13 protein-coding genes and 1 pseudogene are annotated in these 15,906 nt (G+C 67.1%); 4 read left to right on the plus strand and 10 right to left on the minus strand.

The annotated features are described in order from the left end of the window. Positions 1–161: 161 nt before the first annotated feature. The 4 genes from QF819_02135 to QF819_02150 form a co-directional block, all read right to left on the minus strand. Positions 162–1,580 carry a hypothetical protein gene (locus QF819_02135; protein MDP6801959.1) on the minus strand — a complete coding sequence of 473 codons (1,419 nt, stop codon included), beginning with the start codon at positions 1,578–1,580 and terminating at the stop codon, positions 162–164. After that, positions 1,577–2,671, minus strand: a complete 1,095-nt coding sequence (locus tag QF819_02140; protein MDP6801960.1) for a Xaa-Pro peptidase family protein — start codon at positions 2,669–2,671, stop codon at positions 1,577–1,579. Before QF819_02140 ends, QF819_02135 begins: the two co-directional genes overlap by 4 nt. 82 nt (positions 2,672–2,753) lie before the next feature. Then, complete coding sequence (aroC, locus tag QF819_02145; protein ID MDP6801961.1) at positions 2,754–3,884, minus strand: chorismate synthase; 1,131 nt, start codon at positions 3,882–3,884, stop codon at positions 2,754–2,756. Further along, a complete protein-coding gene (locus QF819_02150; protein MDP6801962.1) occupies positions 3,881–4,633 on the minus strand; it encodes a phosphoribosylanthranilate isomerase in 753 nt (250 codons plus the stop codon). The genes aroC and QF819_02150 overlap by 4 nt, the downstream gene beginning before the upstream one ends. A 50-nt stretch (positions 4,634–4,683) precedes the next feature. On the opposite strand from QF819_02150, the gene QF819_02155 reads away from it, so the two are divergent. Further along, positions 4,684–6,546 (plus strand): HD domain-containing phosphohydrolase, encoded by a 1,863-nt coding sequence (locus QF819_02155; GenBank protein ID MDP6801963.1) that lies wholly within the window; start codon positions 4,684–4,686, stop codon positions 6,544–6,546. On the opposite strand, the gene QF819_02160 is transcribed toward QF819_02155, so the two are convergent. The 4 genes and pseudogenes from QF819_02160 to QF819_02175 all read right to left on the minus strand — a co-directional run bounded on the left by QF819_02160 (position 6,543) and on the right by QF819_02175 (position 10,377). After that, positions 6,543–6,962 (minus strand): peptidylprolyl isomerase, encoded by a 420-nt coding sequence (locus QF819_02160; GenBank protein MDP6801964.1) that lies wholly within the window; start codon positions 6,960–6,962, stop codon positions 6,543–6,545. The genes QF819_02155 and QF819_02160 overlap by 4 nt on opposite strands. A gap of 111 nt (positions 6,963–7,073) precedes the next feature. After that, positions 7,074–8,579 (minus strand): annotated as a pseudogene (locus tag QF819_02165) (HEAT repeat domain-containing protein). Further along, a complete protein-coding gene (locus QF819_02170; GenBank protein MDP6801965.1) occupies positions 8,566–9,201 on the minus strand; it encodes a TlpA disulfide reductase family protein in 636 nt (211 codons plus the stop codon). Before QF819_02170 ends, QF819_02165 begins: the two are co-directional and overlap by 14 nt. A gap of 30 nt (positions 9,202–9,231) precedes the next feature. Beyond that, positions 9,232–10,377: a cysteine desulfurase family protein gene (locus QF819_02175; GenBank protein MDP6801966.1), complete on the minus strand. Its 1,146-nt coding sequence runs from the start codon at positions 10,375–10,377 to the stop codon at positions 9,232–9,234. Between the two features lie 245 nt (positions 10,378–10,622). On the opposite strand from QF819_02175, the gene QF819_02180 reads away from it, so the two are divergent. The 3 genes from QF819_02180 (at position 10,623) to QF819_02190 (ending at position 13,584) form a co-directional block, all read left to right on the plus strand. Further along, positions 10,623–11,744, plus strand: a complete 1,122-nt coding sequence (locus tag QF819_02180; GenBank protein ID MDP6801967.1) for a hypothetical protein — start codon at positions 10,623–10,625, stop codon at positions 11,742–11,744. Positions 11,745–11,830: 86 nt separating this feature from the next. Continuing rightward, a complete protein-coding gene (locus QF819_02185) occupies positions 11,831–12,247 on the plus strand; it encodes a DUF302 domain-containing protein (GenBank protein ID MDP6801968.1) in 417 nt (138 codons plus the stop codon). Positions 12,248–12,306: 59 nt separating this feature from the next. Further along, a complete protein-coding gene (locus tag QF819_02190; protein ID MDP6801969.1) occupies positions 12,307–13,584 on the plus strand; it encodes a hypothetical protein in 1,278 nt (425 codons plus the stop codon). On the opposite strand, the gene QF819_02195 is transcribed toward QF819_02190, so the two are convergent. Further along, a complete protein-coding gene (locus tag QF819_02195) occupies positions 13,493–14,197 on the minus strand; it encodes a glycosyltransferase family 2 protein (protein ID MDP6801970.1) in 705 nt (234 codons plus the stop codon). The genes QF819_02190 and QF819_02195 overlap by 92 nt on opposite strands. Further along, positions 14,194–15,660, minus strand: coding sequence for a glycosyltransferase (locus tag QF819_02200; protein ID MDP6801971.1), 1,467 nt, complete (start codon positions 15,658–15,660; stop codon positions 14,194–14,196). The genes QF819_02195 and QF819_02200 overlap by 4 nt, the downstream gene beginning before the upstream one ends. Positions 15,661–15,906: the final 246 nt, after the last annotated feature.

The following is a 15,906-nucleotide window of genomic DNA, read 5'->3' on the forward strand; positions in this document are numbered from 1 at the left end:
GGTGTCCTTTGCAGGCCGCGTGCCAAACTCCGTGCGAGGGAGTCAACGGACGCGATTGCAACGGCTTGGGAAGTTGGCTGCTTGAGATCGCGACACGCAGACGCCGAAAAACTGTACGCGTGCGTGCACATACCTGTCCGGCGAGGGGCAGCCTGCGTGCGTCAGCGCAGCGTGCGGAAGGGGGCGGGCGGCTCGTGGGGGTCCGCTTCGTTCGGCGGCGCGTCTCCCTCGGGCGCCTCCGGCAATCCCTCCGGTTGTCCGGACACATCCAGCTTGCGGAGTGCTTCCACCGCCCCTGCCCACTCGGCCTCCAGCGCACCCATCGTAAGGCGCGTCCGTGCGAAGAGCGCGTCCCGGAATGGCGTCCCCGCGGCGACATCGGCCGCAATGTCCGCGGGAGACTCCGCGCCGAACCGGTATGCGAGATGTCGCGTGATCGACCGCGCAACGAGTGGACCCATGGCCGTCTGGTAGAGCGACGCATCCGTGAGCGTCTCCCACTCGATCCTCCCGCGCTCCTGAACGAATACCCGGAAGCGTCGCTCCAGATCCCGATCCCACGGGCGAACCCCCGCGTGCGCCAGTCCCTCCACGAACCAGCGTGGCGCCCCCGCGAGCGGCCCTGCCATCTGCATGAGAGCGACATAGCGCATGGCCTCCCGTCGGCTCGTTTCCGGCGTGACCAGCGCGCTTTGCCCGGGGATTTCGAGGTAGAGCAGGCTCTCGCCCCGGATCGACCCCGTGACGGACGCATGAAGGACATCTCCCGTGGCGCGTTCCAGCGCCTTGTGATCGGGGAGGAAATGGAGGCGGAACGGGCGCGGTTCGAAGCCGTATCGCTCTCCGAGGCCGACGGCGAAGGCGTCCAGTTCATCCACCAGCCGAATGAGTGCTGGCCCCGCTTCCGGTGGGTGGCTGACGAGCAGTGTCGGTCGCTCCGTCGTCTGCCAGCCCTCCCGCGAGAGCATGGTGTGCGCAGGGATGCCGCCCATGGCCCCCCCGGCCCGCGCCGCGATCACCACCACCGCGACCCAGGGGGCGCCCCCCGCAATGACGGCGCGGGCCCGGCGCGCGCCCGCCCGGCGGAAGCTCCGGACGCTCCAGATGATCGCCCAGACGGAAAAGGGGTTTGTGAAGGCGATGAATACTCTTTCGGCGGGATTGCGCGGGCGAATCAAGAACCCCAGATTCACGGGCGGCTCCGGCGCATTGGTGATGAGCACAAGGCCCGCCTTCACGAGAAGCCCCGCCCCGACGATGGCACCACCCCACGCGAAGATCGACGCGACCCGACCGAATGACACGCGTACGCCGGACCCCGCCAGCAGAAGGCGGCTCGTGCAGGCGGTGGCGAATACCACCAGCGGCGGCACGATCACCGCCAGCGCCAGCAGCGCGATTCGAAAGGAGCGCACCAGTTCCGATTCGGTCGCCAGCGACTGCTCCAGAAGTCGTGGAATGACCCGGGGGAGCGCGGGGTCGACGGCCACGCTGATGTAGGCGGCGGAACACGCCGCGAACGCCAGAAGGGGAAGGAGAATGCGCGGGCGAGCGACGGGCGGGTCCGGCTCTGTCGTCACGCCCCGGTCTCCACCAGATCTTTCGTGACCGGCGTCAGGATGTCCGGTCCGCCTTCCGTGACCACCACGGTGTCCTCGATGCGAACCCCCCCGACTCCCGGAACATACACTCCAGGCTCCACGGTCATGACCATGCCCGGTTCCAGTACGATCTCCGACGCGTCGTTGAGGCCGCCCCCGTCGTGAACATCCAGTCCGATCGAGTGGCCCGTGCCGTGGATGAACTTCCCGGCGAACTCGGTCGCGTCGATCTCTTCACGCACGCGGCGATGGACCTCGCGGGCTTCGACGCCGGAGGTCGTCAGCTCCAGTCCGGTCTTCTGCGCGCTCCGCACGACATCGAACATGGCCCGCTGCTCCGGGGAGGCCGTGCCAAACACGAACATACGCGTGATGTCCGAGCAGTATCCCGCAAGTTCCGCGCCGAAGTCCGTCAGGATCATGTCTCCCGGGCGAAGCGGCACATCGCCGGGCGAATAGTGCGGTTCCGAGCCGTTCGCGCCGAAGCAGGCGATCGTGTCGAACGCGTTCTTCCCGCCTCCCTCGCGGATGGCGGCTGCGATTGCGGAGGACAGGTCCACCTCCGTCATGCCCTCGCGAAGCATCGACGGAATGCGTGCGGCGACATCGCTCGTCAGCGCGCAGGCCGCACGGATGAGCGCGATCTCTTCGGCATCCTTCACCAGCCGGGCGGCATTGACGGCGGCGGTCACATCCACGATCTCCGCCTCCGGGAAGGTCTCCGCCAGTTCATCCGCGCGCGCCTTCACGATCCCCTGCCCGTGGACGCCGATGCGCCTTGCGTCCCCCAGGAGGGTGGTGAGGATTCCCCGCTGTGCGGCCTGCGACGCGTAGGCGTGAATCTCCGAGTCCGGCGCGGTGAGCGCGCTCTCGCGCTCCAGATCGGAGACGACCAGCGCAGGCTTCTCGCCCGGGAGCAGTACGGCGGCGCAGTTCTCGTAGCCGCCACGCGTCACGCCGGAGACATAGCGGAATGTGCTGTCGGAGAACGGCATGCGTCCGTTCATGAGAACCACCGCGTCGAGCGGGACGGACGCGGCATCAAGGATGCGTTGGGCGCGATGGCGCACGGTGACCTCCACGGTGACGGGAAAGAACGGACGGCAGCGTATCAGCGGAGGTACGCACCCGCAAGCAGTGCGGATCGGCGGGCTATGCGGGCGGAGTGAGTGCCGCGAAGCGTGCCGTGGTCTCGGCCATCGTGTCGCCCCCGAACTTCGCGAGGAATGCGCGAGCAAGCTCGAAGCAGACCACCGCTTCGGCAATCACCGAGAGCGCAGGCACGGCGCAGATGTCGCTTCGCTCAAATGCGGACTCCACGGCCTCCATTGTCACGAGGTCCACGGATCGAAGCCTGCGTGCGAGAGTGGAGATGGGCTTCATCGCCGCGCGCACGATCACCGGCTCCCCGTTGGTCATGCCGCCCTCCAGGCCGCCCGCTCGATTGGTGGGTCGCAGGATTCCGCCCGGGCTTGAGCTGTCCGGCAGGATTTCGTCGTGAACCTCCGACCCGCGTCGCTCCGCCACGCCGAACCCCGCGCCGACCTCCACACCCTTCACCGCCTGAATGCCCATGACCGCGCCCGCCAGCCGTGCGTCGAGACGGTCCTCCCAGCGGGCGCAGCTTCCCAGGCCCCGCGGCAATCCCGTGACGCGTACTTCGATGATGCCGCCCACGGTGTCCCCGTCCTCCCGTGCCGCGTCGATCTCCGCTTTCATGGGCTCCTCCGCGCCGGAGGCCGGGCAGTAGACTTCGCTGGCGTCGCGGAGCTTCGTGATTTCCTCCGGCGACAGGTCCCCGGGAATGTCCGCCCGCGCCGCGCCGATTCCCGTCACGAACCCGACCGCTTCCACGCCGAACTCCGCCAGCAGCCCCCGGGCGATCGCGCCAGCGGCGGTCCGCGCGGCGGTCTCCCGTGCGGAAGCGCGCTCCAGAACGGGACGGCAGTCGGTCGTGCCCCACTTCCATGCGCCCGCAAGGTCCGCATGCCCGGGGCGTGGTCGGTGGACGGGCGGGGCCTCGTCGATGCGATGATCGCGGTTGTTGATCCGCAACGCGACCGGGGAACCGATCGTCTTCCCCCGCAGCACGCCGGAAAGCAACTCCGCACGATCCGTCTCGATCGACTGGCGACCGCCGCGACCGTACCCGCCCTGGCGCATGGCGAGCATCGAGTCGACCCTCTCCAGCGGAATCCGAAATCCGGCGGGAAGTCCCTCCACCAGCGTGATGAGGCAGGCGCCGTGGCTCTCCCCGGCCGTCGCGCAGGACAGTTCCCTCATCGGTCGGTCTCCTTGTCCGCGGCCCTCACCGCCTCGACGAATGCCCGCATCCGATCCGCATCCTTGATCCCGGGAGCGGACTCGATCCCGCCGGAAACATCCACCCCGAACGGTCGCACCTGGCGGATGGCGTCGCCCACATTCTCCGGCGTGAGGCCCCCGGCCAGGATCAGTCGTCCCAGTCCGCGTGCCGCCTGCGCAATCGACCAGTCGAAGGTCCGCCCGGTTCCTCCTGCCACCCCCTCCACCCACGAATCGAGAAGGAAGAGATCGGGAGCCCATTCGCGGATCTCCTCCAGAACCGTATCGTCCCGTGCGCGGAACGCCTTCACGATTCGATGGCCCGATTCTTCACTCAGTGGGGGCATTCCGTCTCCGTGCCACTGGATTCGGTCGATACCGGAGCGCTTGACCGTTTCTTCAATGGCCTCAGCCCGTGCATCGGTGAAGACCCCGTAGCGCAGGACATCCGGGGAGATTTCCCCGGCCATCTTGCCCACAGTCTCCGCCGGGACCCTCCGGGGGCTTTCCGCAAAGACGAATCCCACGGCATTCGCCCCGGCCCGCGCCGCGTTTTCGACATCCCGTGCGTTGGTCATGCCGCACATCTTGATCCATGTGGAGCGTTTCACGACCGTTCCCCCCGTGCCGGTCGGCGGAGCGTAGGAGGTGAAAAACGCGCTGTCAAACCCCACCCGCGCCTCATGATACGGCCCGAATCGGCCGATTCTCCTCTGAGGGGTTCGCAAGTGCCGTTTGCGCCCGCCCGGTCCGTTCGGGCAACGGGAGGAATCCACCGATGACGCGTGGCGGAAGGATACTTCTGGTGGAGACGGAGGGAGACCTGCGTCTTCAGATCGATGCCCTTCTGGATCGCGCGGGGCATGAGGTCTCCGCGGTGGACTCATGCGAGGGGGCGCTCCGGCTCATCCGAGAGGGATTTCGGCCGGATGTGGTGGTCTCCGGGCCCGGACCGGGGAAAGCGGTTCGCCTTTCGGGGGTCGCGCAGAAGGCGCCGCTTCTCGTTGCGGACGGCGGGCTTGCCGAAGGGCTTCCCACTGCCCCCGACGCGGCGGTGACCCACTGCCTTCCGGACCCCTCCGTCGTGGTCGCGTCCGTGGAGGAGTTGCTGGTTTCCGGGTTTGCCGAGCCGTCCGGAGACGACACTTCCCGGTGCCTGGAGTTGGGGCGTCGGCTTTCCCTGTCGCTGCCGCGGATTCCGGACACGAAGGGTCGGATTGATGTCGTGTCCGAGGGTCTCGAGCAGTTCTTCGGCCTTCAGGGAAGCCTGGTTCTCCGGCGTGCGGGAGGGGACTCGTCGTGGGTGGAGGCGCGCCGGGGTCTCTCCGACGATGTGGTCTCCGCCGTTTCCGCCGAGATCTTCCGCCGCACCGACGGACGCGGACTGCGGCCATTCTTCACCGAGGTTCTGGCGGACGGAGCCAGCCATGTCGTGGCCGGGCTTGGGATTCCGTTCCCCGGCGGCGATGTGGACCTTGGGTTCGTTCTGGAGCGCCCCCCCGGCCTGGAAGCACGGGCGGCTCTGGCGGGCCTTCTGGGTGCCGCCGTTCGCGCCGCGCACTCGGCCGACCGCCTCCGCGAGGCGGAGGACCTGCTGGAGAAGCGCGGGTCGTCCGTCGATCGGGTGGTCGCGGCGGCGCGGTCCTTCTCCCGCGCGTCAGGAATGGAGTTCCTTGCCGACGAAGTTCTTTCCGTTCTCGGCCATGAACTGAAGGTGGACCGGAGCGTACTCTTCTTTCCCGACTACCGGGGGCACCTCACGCTGGTGTCCGCGTCCGGCTTTGCGCCGAAGCGCCTGGACCGGATCGGGCTCTCCATCAATCACGGCGTAGGGGAACAGGTGATCTCCGCGAGCGAGCCGGTGGCTCTTTCGTCCATCGCCCCGCAGGGAGCCGGAAGCCGGGAAGTTCATTTGCTCTTTGAGGCGGGACTGGAGTGGGGCGCGTCGCTGCCGGGGTTTGCGGACAGTGCGGCGGTCGTCTTTCTGGGCGGAGGTGCCTCCGTGCCCGCCGCACCCGGAGCAGGCGAGGGCGTGCGAGACGGTCTATTGGCGGCGGCGGGAGTTGCCGTGGAGTACAGGATGCGGCTGGATCGGCACCAGCGAACCACATCCGGCCTTGCGTCCGGACTGGTCGAGGCGCTGGAGAACCTCCACCCGGACGATCGGGGGCATAGTGAGCGCGTTGCCGCATGGGCGGTACTCCTCGGGCGGGCGCTGAATCTCTCCGACGCCGACCTGCGCGCGCTATCGCTCTCCGCGCGACTCCACGACATCGGGAAGATCCTCGCGTGTGGCGGAACGGGTGCCCCGCCGGATGCCGGGCGAATGAAAGCGCACGCCATGCTGGGTTCGCGGCTCCTTACGCACGGAGACCTGCCCGCGGGTGTCATCGAAGGCGTGGAGCAGCATCACGAGCACTTCGACGGGACGGGTCGCCCGCTCGGCCTTGCCGGGGAGTCGATCCACCTGTTCGGCCGGATCATCTCGGTGTCGAACGCGCTCGATCATCGGGAGCGCCCTTCGCAGGACGACCGCGTACCCCTGCATGACGCGCTCGATCGCCTGCGCGAAGGGGCCGAAACACTCTTCGACCCCGAACTCGTTCCATTGCTCGCGCGAGAGGCTCTCCGCCGGTCTTAGCGGCGGATTCGGATCTGCTGGATCGTGTCCTCCGCTCGGATTTCGTCCACGGTGCTCATGCCCTTCCTCACCCGGCCGAAGATCGTGTACCGGCCGTCCAGGTGCCTTTGAGGGGAATGCGTCACGAAGAACTGGCTCCCGCCCGTGTCCTTCCCGGCGTGGGCCATGCCGACCATTCCGCGCTCAAAGGGAAGGCGGCTCGTCTCACACCGGATGTCGTACCCGGGGTGGCCCCACCCCGTACCGGTCGGGCACCCCGTCTGGATGACGAAGTTCGGCACGACGCGGTGGAAGATCAGCCCGTCGTAGAATCCGTCTTCCGCGAGCTTCACGAAGTTCGCGACGGTTCGGGGCGCAACTTCCGGCAGGAGTTCGATCGAGAGGATCCCGCGCGTGGTGATGATCATGGCCTCCATCGATTCCTTTCCACCCGCGAAGTAGTCGCTGTCGACGGGAGAGGCCTGGCCGGGAAGCGGTCCCGGGGGCGGGATGGACGGTCTCGGTTCGCCGAGTTTCTGCAGCGACTCCGCGGCCTGTACGCGGACGCGCCGCTCGGGGTCCGACGCCGCCAGCTTCTCCAGCGTGGAGAGGGCCGTTTCATGCGGGAAGGAACCCAGCGCCTCGGCGATGGCCAGCCGAACATCCACTTCTCCGGCAACCGGGCCGTCGAGTGCCGCAACCAGCGCGGCGGGAGTCTCTTCCCGATGCTTTGCGCGAAGCGTCTCGTCCTGCGGGTCCAGCTTCCCGAGTGACAACGCGGCCCCGGTGGCCAGCAACCACTCGCGCCCGGCGAGTGCCTGAAGAAGCTCCCCTCTCGGGAAGTTCGCCTGAAACCCGCCCAGGTGGATCGCGCAGGAGAAGCGCTCGCGGAGGGAGACTTCCGGGTCGCGGAGCCGCCACTTCATGTAATGACTGCACGAAGACCGCCACCGGTACGCACGGTCTCTCGACACCTTCTCTCCCGCCGACTCGAAGCTGGCGTAGGCGTGTTCCTTCACATAGTCGCTTTCGTCGTCGGCCGCCGTGAAGTGGTCGTCCGCCATGTGGTCCAACTTCTCCAGACCGGCGGCGAGCGGCATCATTGTGGCGGCGCGGACTTGCGGTTCCAGGTCTTTCAACAGGCCGAAGAGAAGATCATCGCGCGTGTAGTGCCACGGAATGAACTCAGCGGCGGAAGCGACGGCGGTTCGAACATGAACGACGGGATCTTCGGCCTGTCCGATCAGAAGAGGGAGTGCATCGGGAGACCGGGTTTCGCCCAGCGCGCGCAGGGTGTTCACACGGATTCGCCAGTCCTCGTCGCCGAGAAGAGGCTTCAGATCCGGGAGCGCGTCCGGGTCTTTCAGATCCCCCACCGCCCGGGATGCCGCAAGGCGAACGGAATCGTCCGCATCGTTCAGCAAAGCGCGCAGGTCGGCGGCGAGTGCCGTCGCGCCCAACCGACCCGCCGCCCATGCCGCGGCGGCACGAACCTTCGCCGACGGGTCGTTCAGCAACGGGCGCAGCGATTCGGCGGCGGAACTGTCCGCCGTTCGTGCCAGCGCCACGGCGGCTTCGGCGCGGACCGCTTCGGAAGCGTCGCCGAAATGGCCGAGGACGGCGGCCCCCGCATCCGGCAACTTCCCGAGTGCAAGGATGGCTTCGGTGCGTTCCGACTCCGGGCGGCCCCGGGCAGCGGCGTCTTGCAGGGCGTCTGCCGCGGACGCGTCCCCAATCTGCCCCAGTGCGAAGAGAATCTCCAACCGCGCTTCGGCGTCGCTTTCCGTACCGAGTGCGGCGGTCAGGGTCGGCGCATCCGTGGCGTATCCGTTGCGGCCCATGGCGCGTGCGGCGGCCGAGCGAACCGCGGGGCCGCCCCGGGCGAGGAGTTCCGCGAGCCTTCCCTCGCCGGACGAACGACGGTCTTCCAGCGCGGAGATCTCACTCAGTTCGCCGGTGGGCGCCGCGCGCGCGGCCGCTGGAACAAAGGCAAGCAGTATCAGCACGGCGAAAAGGAGCCACCCGATTCGGGCAGGACGGTCAGATTGTGTCATCGTCGCCTTGCTCCGTCTTTTCCTCAAGAAGTGCCAGAATGTCCTTCTCGTAGACCGATCCCGGCCGGAAACCGACATACTGCTGCCGGACGCGTCCCTCCCGGTCGACGAGGAAGGCGGTGGGAATGCTCCGGACGCCTCCGTAACTCGCGGCGACCTCCCGGTTCGCGATCGCGAGCGTGTAGACCATCTTCTGCTTCTGGAGGAAGGCGTTCACATCCTTTGCGCCCCCCCGGTCCAGCGACAGTCCGACGATCTCCAGCCCGCGTTCGTGGAACTTTCCGTGGAGTTCGTTCAGGTGGGGGATGGCCTTTCGGCACGGGCCACACCAGGTCGCCCAGAAGTCGAGAAGCACCACCTTCCCCCGGAGCGAGGAGAGCTTCACCGTCTTGCCGTCCACGGTGGGAAGCTCGAAGTCCGGCGCCATGGGATGGGCGTCCGTCGGTTCGGTGGCCGCGCCTTCGGCAGGGGGAGGTGGGGCCTCCGTCGTGGCCGGCGTCTCTTTGGCGACCTCGGCGGCATCGTCGCCGGAGCCCTGGTCGGCGGAACAACCCGCGAAGCCCGCAAACAGCGTGAGGCAGAGAACAAGGCGGATGACTCGGCGCAAGGGAATCGGATTCATGCGTGTCTCCAGGAGGGATGAACCCCCGGTTCAGGATGAGTGTCCGGTGCCGTCCGCAGTTTTCACGACGCCGGGCAGGATTTTCAGAACCCTATCGATTTCGTTCGCGTTTGTCTCCCTCCCCAGCGAAAAGCGCAGCGTGCCGGACGCGATGCTTCGATCCAGCCCCATGGCGGTCAGCACGCCCGAGGGCGCCGCAGCCCCCGCTGCACACGCCGCACCCGTGGAGACCGCGATGCCGGCAAGGTCGAGGCCGATCATCAGTGTTTCGCCATTCAGTCCCGGGAAGGCGATGTTGCTCGTGTTGGGCAGCCTGGGTGCCTCCGCTCCGTTCACCAGCGACTCGGGGAACACGGCCCGGATTTCCCGCTCCAGCCGGTCGCGCAATGGCCCGGTGCGGGAGCCGAACTCATTCACCTCACGCGCCGCGAGTTCCGCCGCTCTTCCGAACCCCGCGATTCCCGAAAGGTTCTCAGTTCCCGGACGGATTCCCCGCTCCTGTCCGCCGCCGGTGACGAGGCCGCTCGGGACAATGCCCTTGCGAAGAAGCAACGCACCCGACCCCGCCGACCCACCGATCTTGTGGCTGGAGAGAGAGGCGGCGTCCACGGGGAGATCCGAAAACCGAAACGGGACCTTCCCGAAGCACTGCACCGCGTCCGTGTGAAAGAGAACCCCGTGCTCCCGGCAGATCTCGCCGAGCTCCTTCAGCGGGGCGAGAACGCCCGTCTCGTTGTTGGCGGCCATGATGGAGACCAGAGCAGTGTCGGGTCGAAGCGCGTCCCGCAGGGAGGCCGGATCGATGCGTCCGGACCCGTCGACGGGGAGGATGCTCACCCGGGTGTCCGTGGAGCGCAGCGCGGAGGCGGTGGTGAGGACGGCTTCGTGCTCCGTCGCACCAACGATGAGGTGGTTTCCCCGCTCTCCTCCCGTCAACCCCCGAAGCGCGAGGTGGTCGGCCTCGGTACCGCCGGAGGTGAACACAACCTCGCGGGGGGCGCATCCGGCCGCCGCCGCGACGCGTTCCCGTGCGGCTTCCCGCACCTCGCGGGCGACCCGGCCGAACTGATGCGCGCTGGAGGGATTCCCCGGTTCGGCAAGTACCGCGGCGATCTCCTCGCGGACTTCCGGGCGAACCCGGGTGGTCGCGTTGTGATCGAGGTATACGGTTTTCAACGCGGTCTCCGGCGGACGACGGAAGCGGGGGCTGTCAGAAGAAGTCGGCCCCCACGATGCCCCACGAGCCTCCCGCGCGCAAGGGGGGGGAAATGCCTTGCGCATCCTTGGTGAAGATCGGGGAAGCGTGGGGTCCCCTGACCCGCGCCCGCGACGAACCAGGACCTCCTTCATTCGTTTGAGTTGCGAAGTATGGTACAATGCCTTCAGGCAGCTGCTGCCCGAATCAGATGGGACATCCCTGAATGAACACCACCGCTTTGGGTTCCGCCATCCAGTATCTGGCCGCGAAAGGCTGCTCCGCCGTGCGCCTTCATGGTGCCCGCACGCTTGGATCTCCGCGGAAGTTCGGACCGATTCGGGACATTTGTGACGATTGCGAAAAGGACATGCTGGCGCGTGATGTGCGGGAGCTCTTTCTGCTTCCGTTTGTGCGCGCCACGGAGACCGACCGTCTCCGGGGGAGGGCCTCGGGTGTCCTCGGAACCGTGCTTTCCGCAAACGCCTCGGTGGCACTCGATGCACTTCTCGCACGCGGGCATTGCCGGCCGTCGGATGCGCTGGCGACTCTCCTGGAAGGGATGCTGGAGCGCACGCACCCCGACGGGCGCTTTCTGGAACCGTACGAAGTGGACACGCATGGAAGCAGTGTGCGCGTGGACTCCGTGCGCGTGACCGCCGAGTACCTGCGCATACTGATGGCGTTCGGCAAGAGTCGCGACCGGAGAATCCGGGCGGCGCTGGACTGGCTTTCGGAGCAACAGGAAGACGATGGAGCGTTCCGCCCGTCGAGGGCGGAGCTGGTCGAAAACGACCTCCTGAGCTACACGCTCACCCGATCGGTCGCGGCTGCCTTTGCGGAGATGCCCGCCACGCTGGTGCGCCGGTACGCGACGGTCCGCAGACGGCTCGCGGCGGCGTTCGCGGATCGGGTTCTGGACCGCATGGACGACCCGGACGCGGTCGTGACGGAGGTCTATGTTGCGAAGGATCCGTGCGGCCCCCATCGAGGCAAAGGGGCTCCCCCCATGCCGCCGGGGCTGGCGGACCGCGTGTTGTACTTCACGCTGGAGGATCTTCGCCTGGCACTGGCCATTGGGGCTTCCCCCGAACATCCCCACCTCGCTCCGTGGATTGAATGGATCCGGGACTCGCAGTTTGCGGACGGGCACTGGAAACTGGCGGACCCTTCTCTTCGCGAGAGGCTGCTTCTCTCCGATCCGAATGGGCGTCTTCGTGCGGAAGCGCTCTACCTCACAGACGACTGGATCACGCTTCGCGCCGCTCAGGTGCTCCGCCTCGTGGAGACGCGCGGAACCGGGAGTTCCGCCGCGACATCCCGGAAGAAGGCTGGCGCGCGCGTCTGACGCGATGGATTCCCTTGCCATCCTCGCTTTGTGCCCATGAGAATGCGCCGATCGTATGAATCCACCATCGTGTGAAAGGAGCAGGCATGGGCGTCACCACGGGGGTGTACGGGCTCGGAGTGGAGCTTCACATTCCATATGAAGAGGCGAAGGCGAAGGTCGTGGCCGCGTTGACCGACGAGGGTTTCGGAGTGCTGACCGAGATTGATGTACAGGCCACGATGCGCGAAAAGCTGGATGTGGACTTTCGACGATATGTGATTCTGGGCGCGTGCAGTCCGCAACTGGCCCACCGGGCGCTGACGGCGGAGACGGAGATCGGCCTTCTGCTTCCATGCAATGTCATCGTGTACGAGAACGAGCGCGGGGGGACGAGCGTCTCAGCCATGAACCCTGTGGCGATGGTCTCGGTGACGGGCAATCCGGATCTGGAATCGGTGGGTGCGGAAGCCCGCGAGAAGCTCGAGCGCGTTCTGGAGTCCATGGAGGAGGACGCAGGCTGAGACTTCACGGGGTTTTCATTGCTGCGGCACTTGCCGTCATCGCCCTGCTGGGCGACCCCGTGGCGTCGTATCCGACCTTCCTGCCGCTTGCACTGGTCGCCGGAGGGGGTTGGGCGCTGGCGGTGGTGCGGGACCGCGGAGGGTTGGGGGGAGGCGTTCGTCGCGAGGTCGCGCTTCTGCTGATTGCGGGGGGAGCCGTCCGGGCGCTTCTTCTTCTGCCGGAGACCCCGCTGTCCGACGATCTCTATCGCTACCTCTGGGACGGACATGTTGCGAACCACGGCGTGAATCCCTACGCGCACGCACCGCAGTCACCCGAACTGGACGCGCTGGACACCGGTGTCCGCGCGCTGGTGAATCACCCGTCCATTCCGACCATCTATCCTCCCGTGGCGCAGTGGCTGTTTCGGGGACTGGATGCGGTCGGAGCGGGGCCGGGTGGCGTGCGGGCACTTTTCGCCGCGCTGGATCTGGCGGCCGCGGCCTTTCTTGCGCTCCTGCTGGGCATGCGCGGCCGGAATCCCCGGGTCGCCGTCGTGTACGCGCTCTGCCCGCTGGCCGCCCTTGAGTCCGCGGCCGGGGGGCATGTGGACCCGGCCGGGATTGCGCTCATGACCGCAGGGTTGACGGCATGGGCGGCCTCCCGCATTCCTGCGGCGGGTCTTCTTCTGGGGGCGGCGGTTCTGGTGAAACCGATGCCGCTCTTTCTCTTCCCGGCGCTTCTCATTCGGCTGTGTCCCCGGGATCGCGCGCGGTTTGCGTTCTTCGCGGCCCTCCCGCTTCTTCTCTATCTGCCGCATCTGGACGCGGGGTTCGGGGTGTTCGGCGGGCTGGAGGCCTATGCCGCGCGATGGAGTTCCCATGGCGCTCTCTTCCCGCTGGGCGAATGGGCGGGGATTCCAGCCGCTCCGCTCCGCGTGATTCTGGCGACCGCCGCCGTCGCGCTTTCGGGCATCTTCGCATGGCGCATCCGCGACCCCCTGGCGGCCGGTGCCTGCGCCGTGGGGGCGGCGCTCGTTCTCACGCCCACCGCACACCCGTGGTACCTGGTCTGGCTCGTTCCGCTGCTTCCCTTCCTGCCGCGTGCGGTCCTGCCCGCGGGCATTGCATTGATTGCGCTGGCCCCGGTGTCGTATGCGGCGGGGTGGTTGTTTGCGTGCACCGGGGTGTGGGCGGAACCGGTGGCCACCCGATGGATTCTGTGGGGATCGGTGGTTCTCGCGCTGGCCCTGGGATTCCTGCGCGTCAGGAAGGACGCCTTCGAAGCACCGCCTCCCGAAAGATCACCCAGAGAATCTTCCGGGAGGCGCGGAGCGTTCCCGATATCGTTCCGGTGATCTTCGACTGTCCGATGCGCTTTCGATAACGCACCGGAACCTCCGCGCACCGGAGTCCGTTTCGCGCGGCCTTCACCTGCATCTCAACGGTCCATCCGAAGTCCCTGTCCGCCATTTGGAGTGAGGCGAGCGCCTCCGCGCTCACAGCGCGAAACGGGCCGAGGTCGGTGAATCGCACGCCCCAGATCAGGGATATGAGGCGCGTCGCGAACCGGTTGCCGAGGAGGGCCTGCGGGAGAAGCGCGCCCGGTTCTCTCCGACCGGTCATGCGGCTTCCGATGACCAGGTCCGCCTCCCCGCGAAGCACCGGACCGGCGACCCACGGGAGCTCCTCCGCATGGTCCGAGTGGTCAGCATCGAGGAAGACGACGACATCCGGCGATTCCAGCGCGGCGATCCCGGCGAGGCACGCGCTCCCGTACCCGCCGCGCGGTTCCCGGATGACGCGCGCTCCACCCTCCAGCGCCACGGCCGCAGTCCGGTCGGTCGATCCGTTGTCCACGACAAGGATCTCGCGGACATACGCTCCGGGGATGTCCGCAAGCACGCTCGGAAGGGACGCTTCTTCGTTGAGCGCGGGGATGATGACCGACACGCGCGCCGCGTCGCTCACGAAGGCTGCCGACGCAGCGATTTCAGCCCGACAAAGAGATAGCCGAACAGGAAGACCGCGACAAAGGGGACGGACGCGAAAAGCGCGTGGCGCACCACGAACACGGAGATGGCGATGAAGTAGATGGCGAAGAGGAGTTCGATGGCGACCGTCCCGCTGGGCTGGCCCCGATAGGACTCGTGGGCGATTCCGTCGGCAGGGGCGCGGGGGTCGAGCTTTGGCGTTCGGTGGAAGGGCGTTTCCCTTCCGATGATCCCCTCCACGATGGCGCGGGAGTTGTTGGCCGACAGCCCGATCCCGACGCCCATCATCAGCGGGAGATCGCACAGCTTGCCCGCCCAGCCTCCCGGGGCGCGGGCCAGCGGAAGGCGGTAGAAGACGAACACCGAACCCGTCGCCAGAAGGAAGAGTGGAAGTTCCACCACCAGCGCGAAGGCCAGCCCCGTCTGGTACCGGATCAACACGGCCGGAAAGAGAACGACCGACAGGATCAGAACGAGCAGGTAGGCGAAGTTCTGCGTGAGGTGGATGGACGCTTCCAGCTTGCGAGCGAGGGAAAGACGGGAGTTCCAGACACGCGGGAGGAGCTTCTTCGCAACCTGTACCGACCCCTTGACCCATCGGAACTGCTGGCCCTTGAACGCTTTCATGTCCACGGGAAGGTCCGCGGGGCAGGTCACATCCCGCAGAAAGACGAACCGCCACCCGGCGAGTTGTGCGCGCCAGGACAGGTCGAGGTCCTCCGTCAGCGTGTCGTGGTGCCAGCCGCCAGCGTCTTCGATGCAGGATTTTCGCCAGATGCCCGCCGTTCCGTTGAAGTTGAAGAAGAGGCCGTTCCTTGCGCGGGCTTCGTGATCCACGAGGAAGTGCCCGTCGAGAGAGATCGCCTGAATCCGAGAGAGCAGCGAGTGGTTGCGATTCAAGTGGTCCCACCGAACCTGGACCATGCCGACGCCGGAGTCCGCGAGGAAGGGGAGGGTCTCCCGGAGGAGGTTGGGCCGCGGGACGAAGTCCGCGTCGAGAATCAGCAGGAACTCTCCACGCGCGAGTTTCGTTCCGTAGGCCAGAGCGCCCGCCTTGTAGCCTTCGCGGGTTTCCCGGCGCAAGTGATGGATGTCGACGCCGCGCTCCCGGAGGCGGCGCACCTCTCCGGCGGCGATGTCGGTGGTGTCGTCGTCCGAGTCGTCGAGAAGCTGGATCTCCAGGCGATCGGACGGGTAGTCCAGTTCACCGACGGCCTGAAGAAGCCGCCGGACGACGAATCGCTCATTGTACACCGGCAACTGGACGGTCACGCGCGGGAGCCTCTCAAACTCCCCCCGGGGAAACGGCCGCTCCCCCCCCTGCCGGGAGAGCCGGACAAGCCAGAGCCTGCGCGCCCCGAGGCACGCCAGGAGCCCCCAAAGCACGAAGTAAACCCCGACGAAGGCCCGGTGTGCGCTTTCTGAAGCCAGCCACTCCAAGACCAATCCCCGCTTCCGGCTTCCCGTTTCTGATCAAAGTGACCGGAACCATAGGAGCGGCACCCCCGACCGTCAAGACGACCCCGTTCCCGTCGGATTCGAAGGCGACAGGACAGACCTCGCCAAATATGATAGGAGCAGTACCCTACCTACCTCGCGAAGCTCCCGGCGAAGCACCGCCGGGGCCTGGCGAGACACGCAGGGTGTGGATTCTGTCAGAACCTGATCAACTGTGGAGGAGATGCT

Source organism: Gemmatimonadota bacterium, from assembly GCA_030747075.1.
Classification (GTDB): Bacteria; ARS69; ARS69; order ARS69; family ARS69; genus ARS69.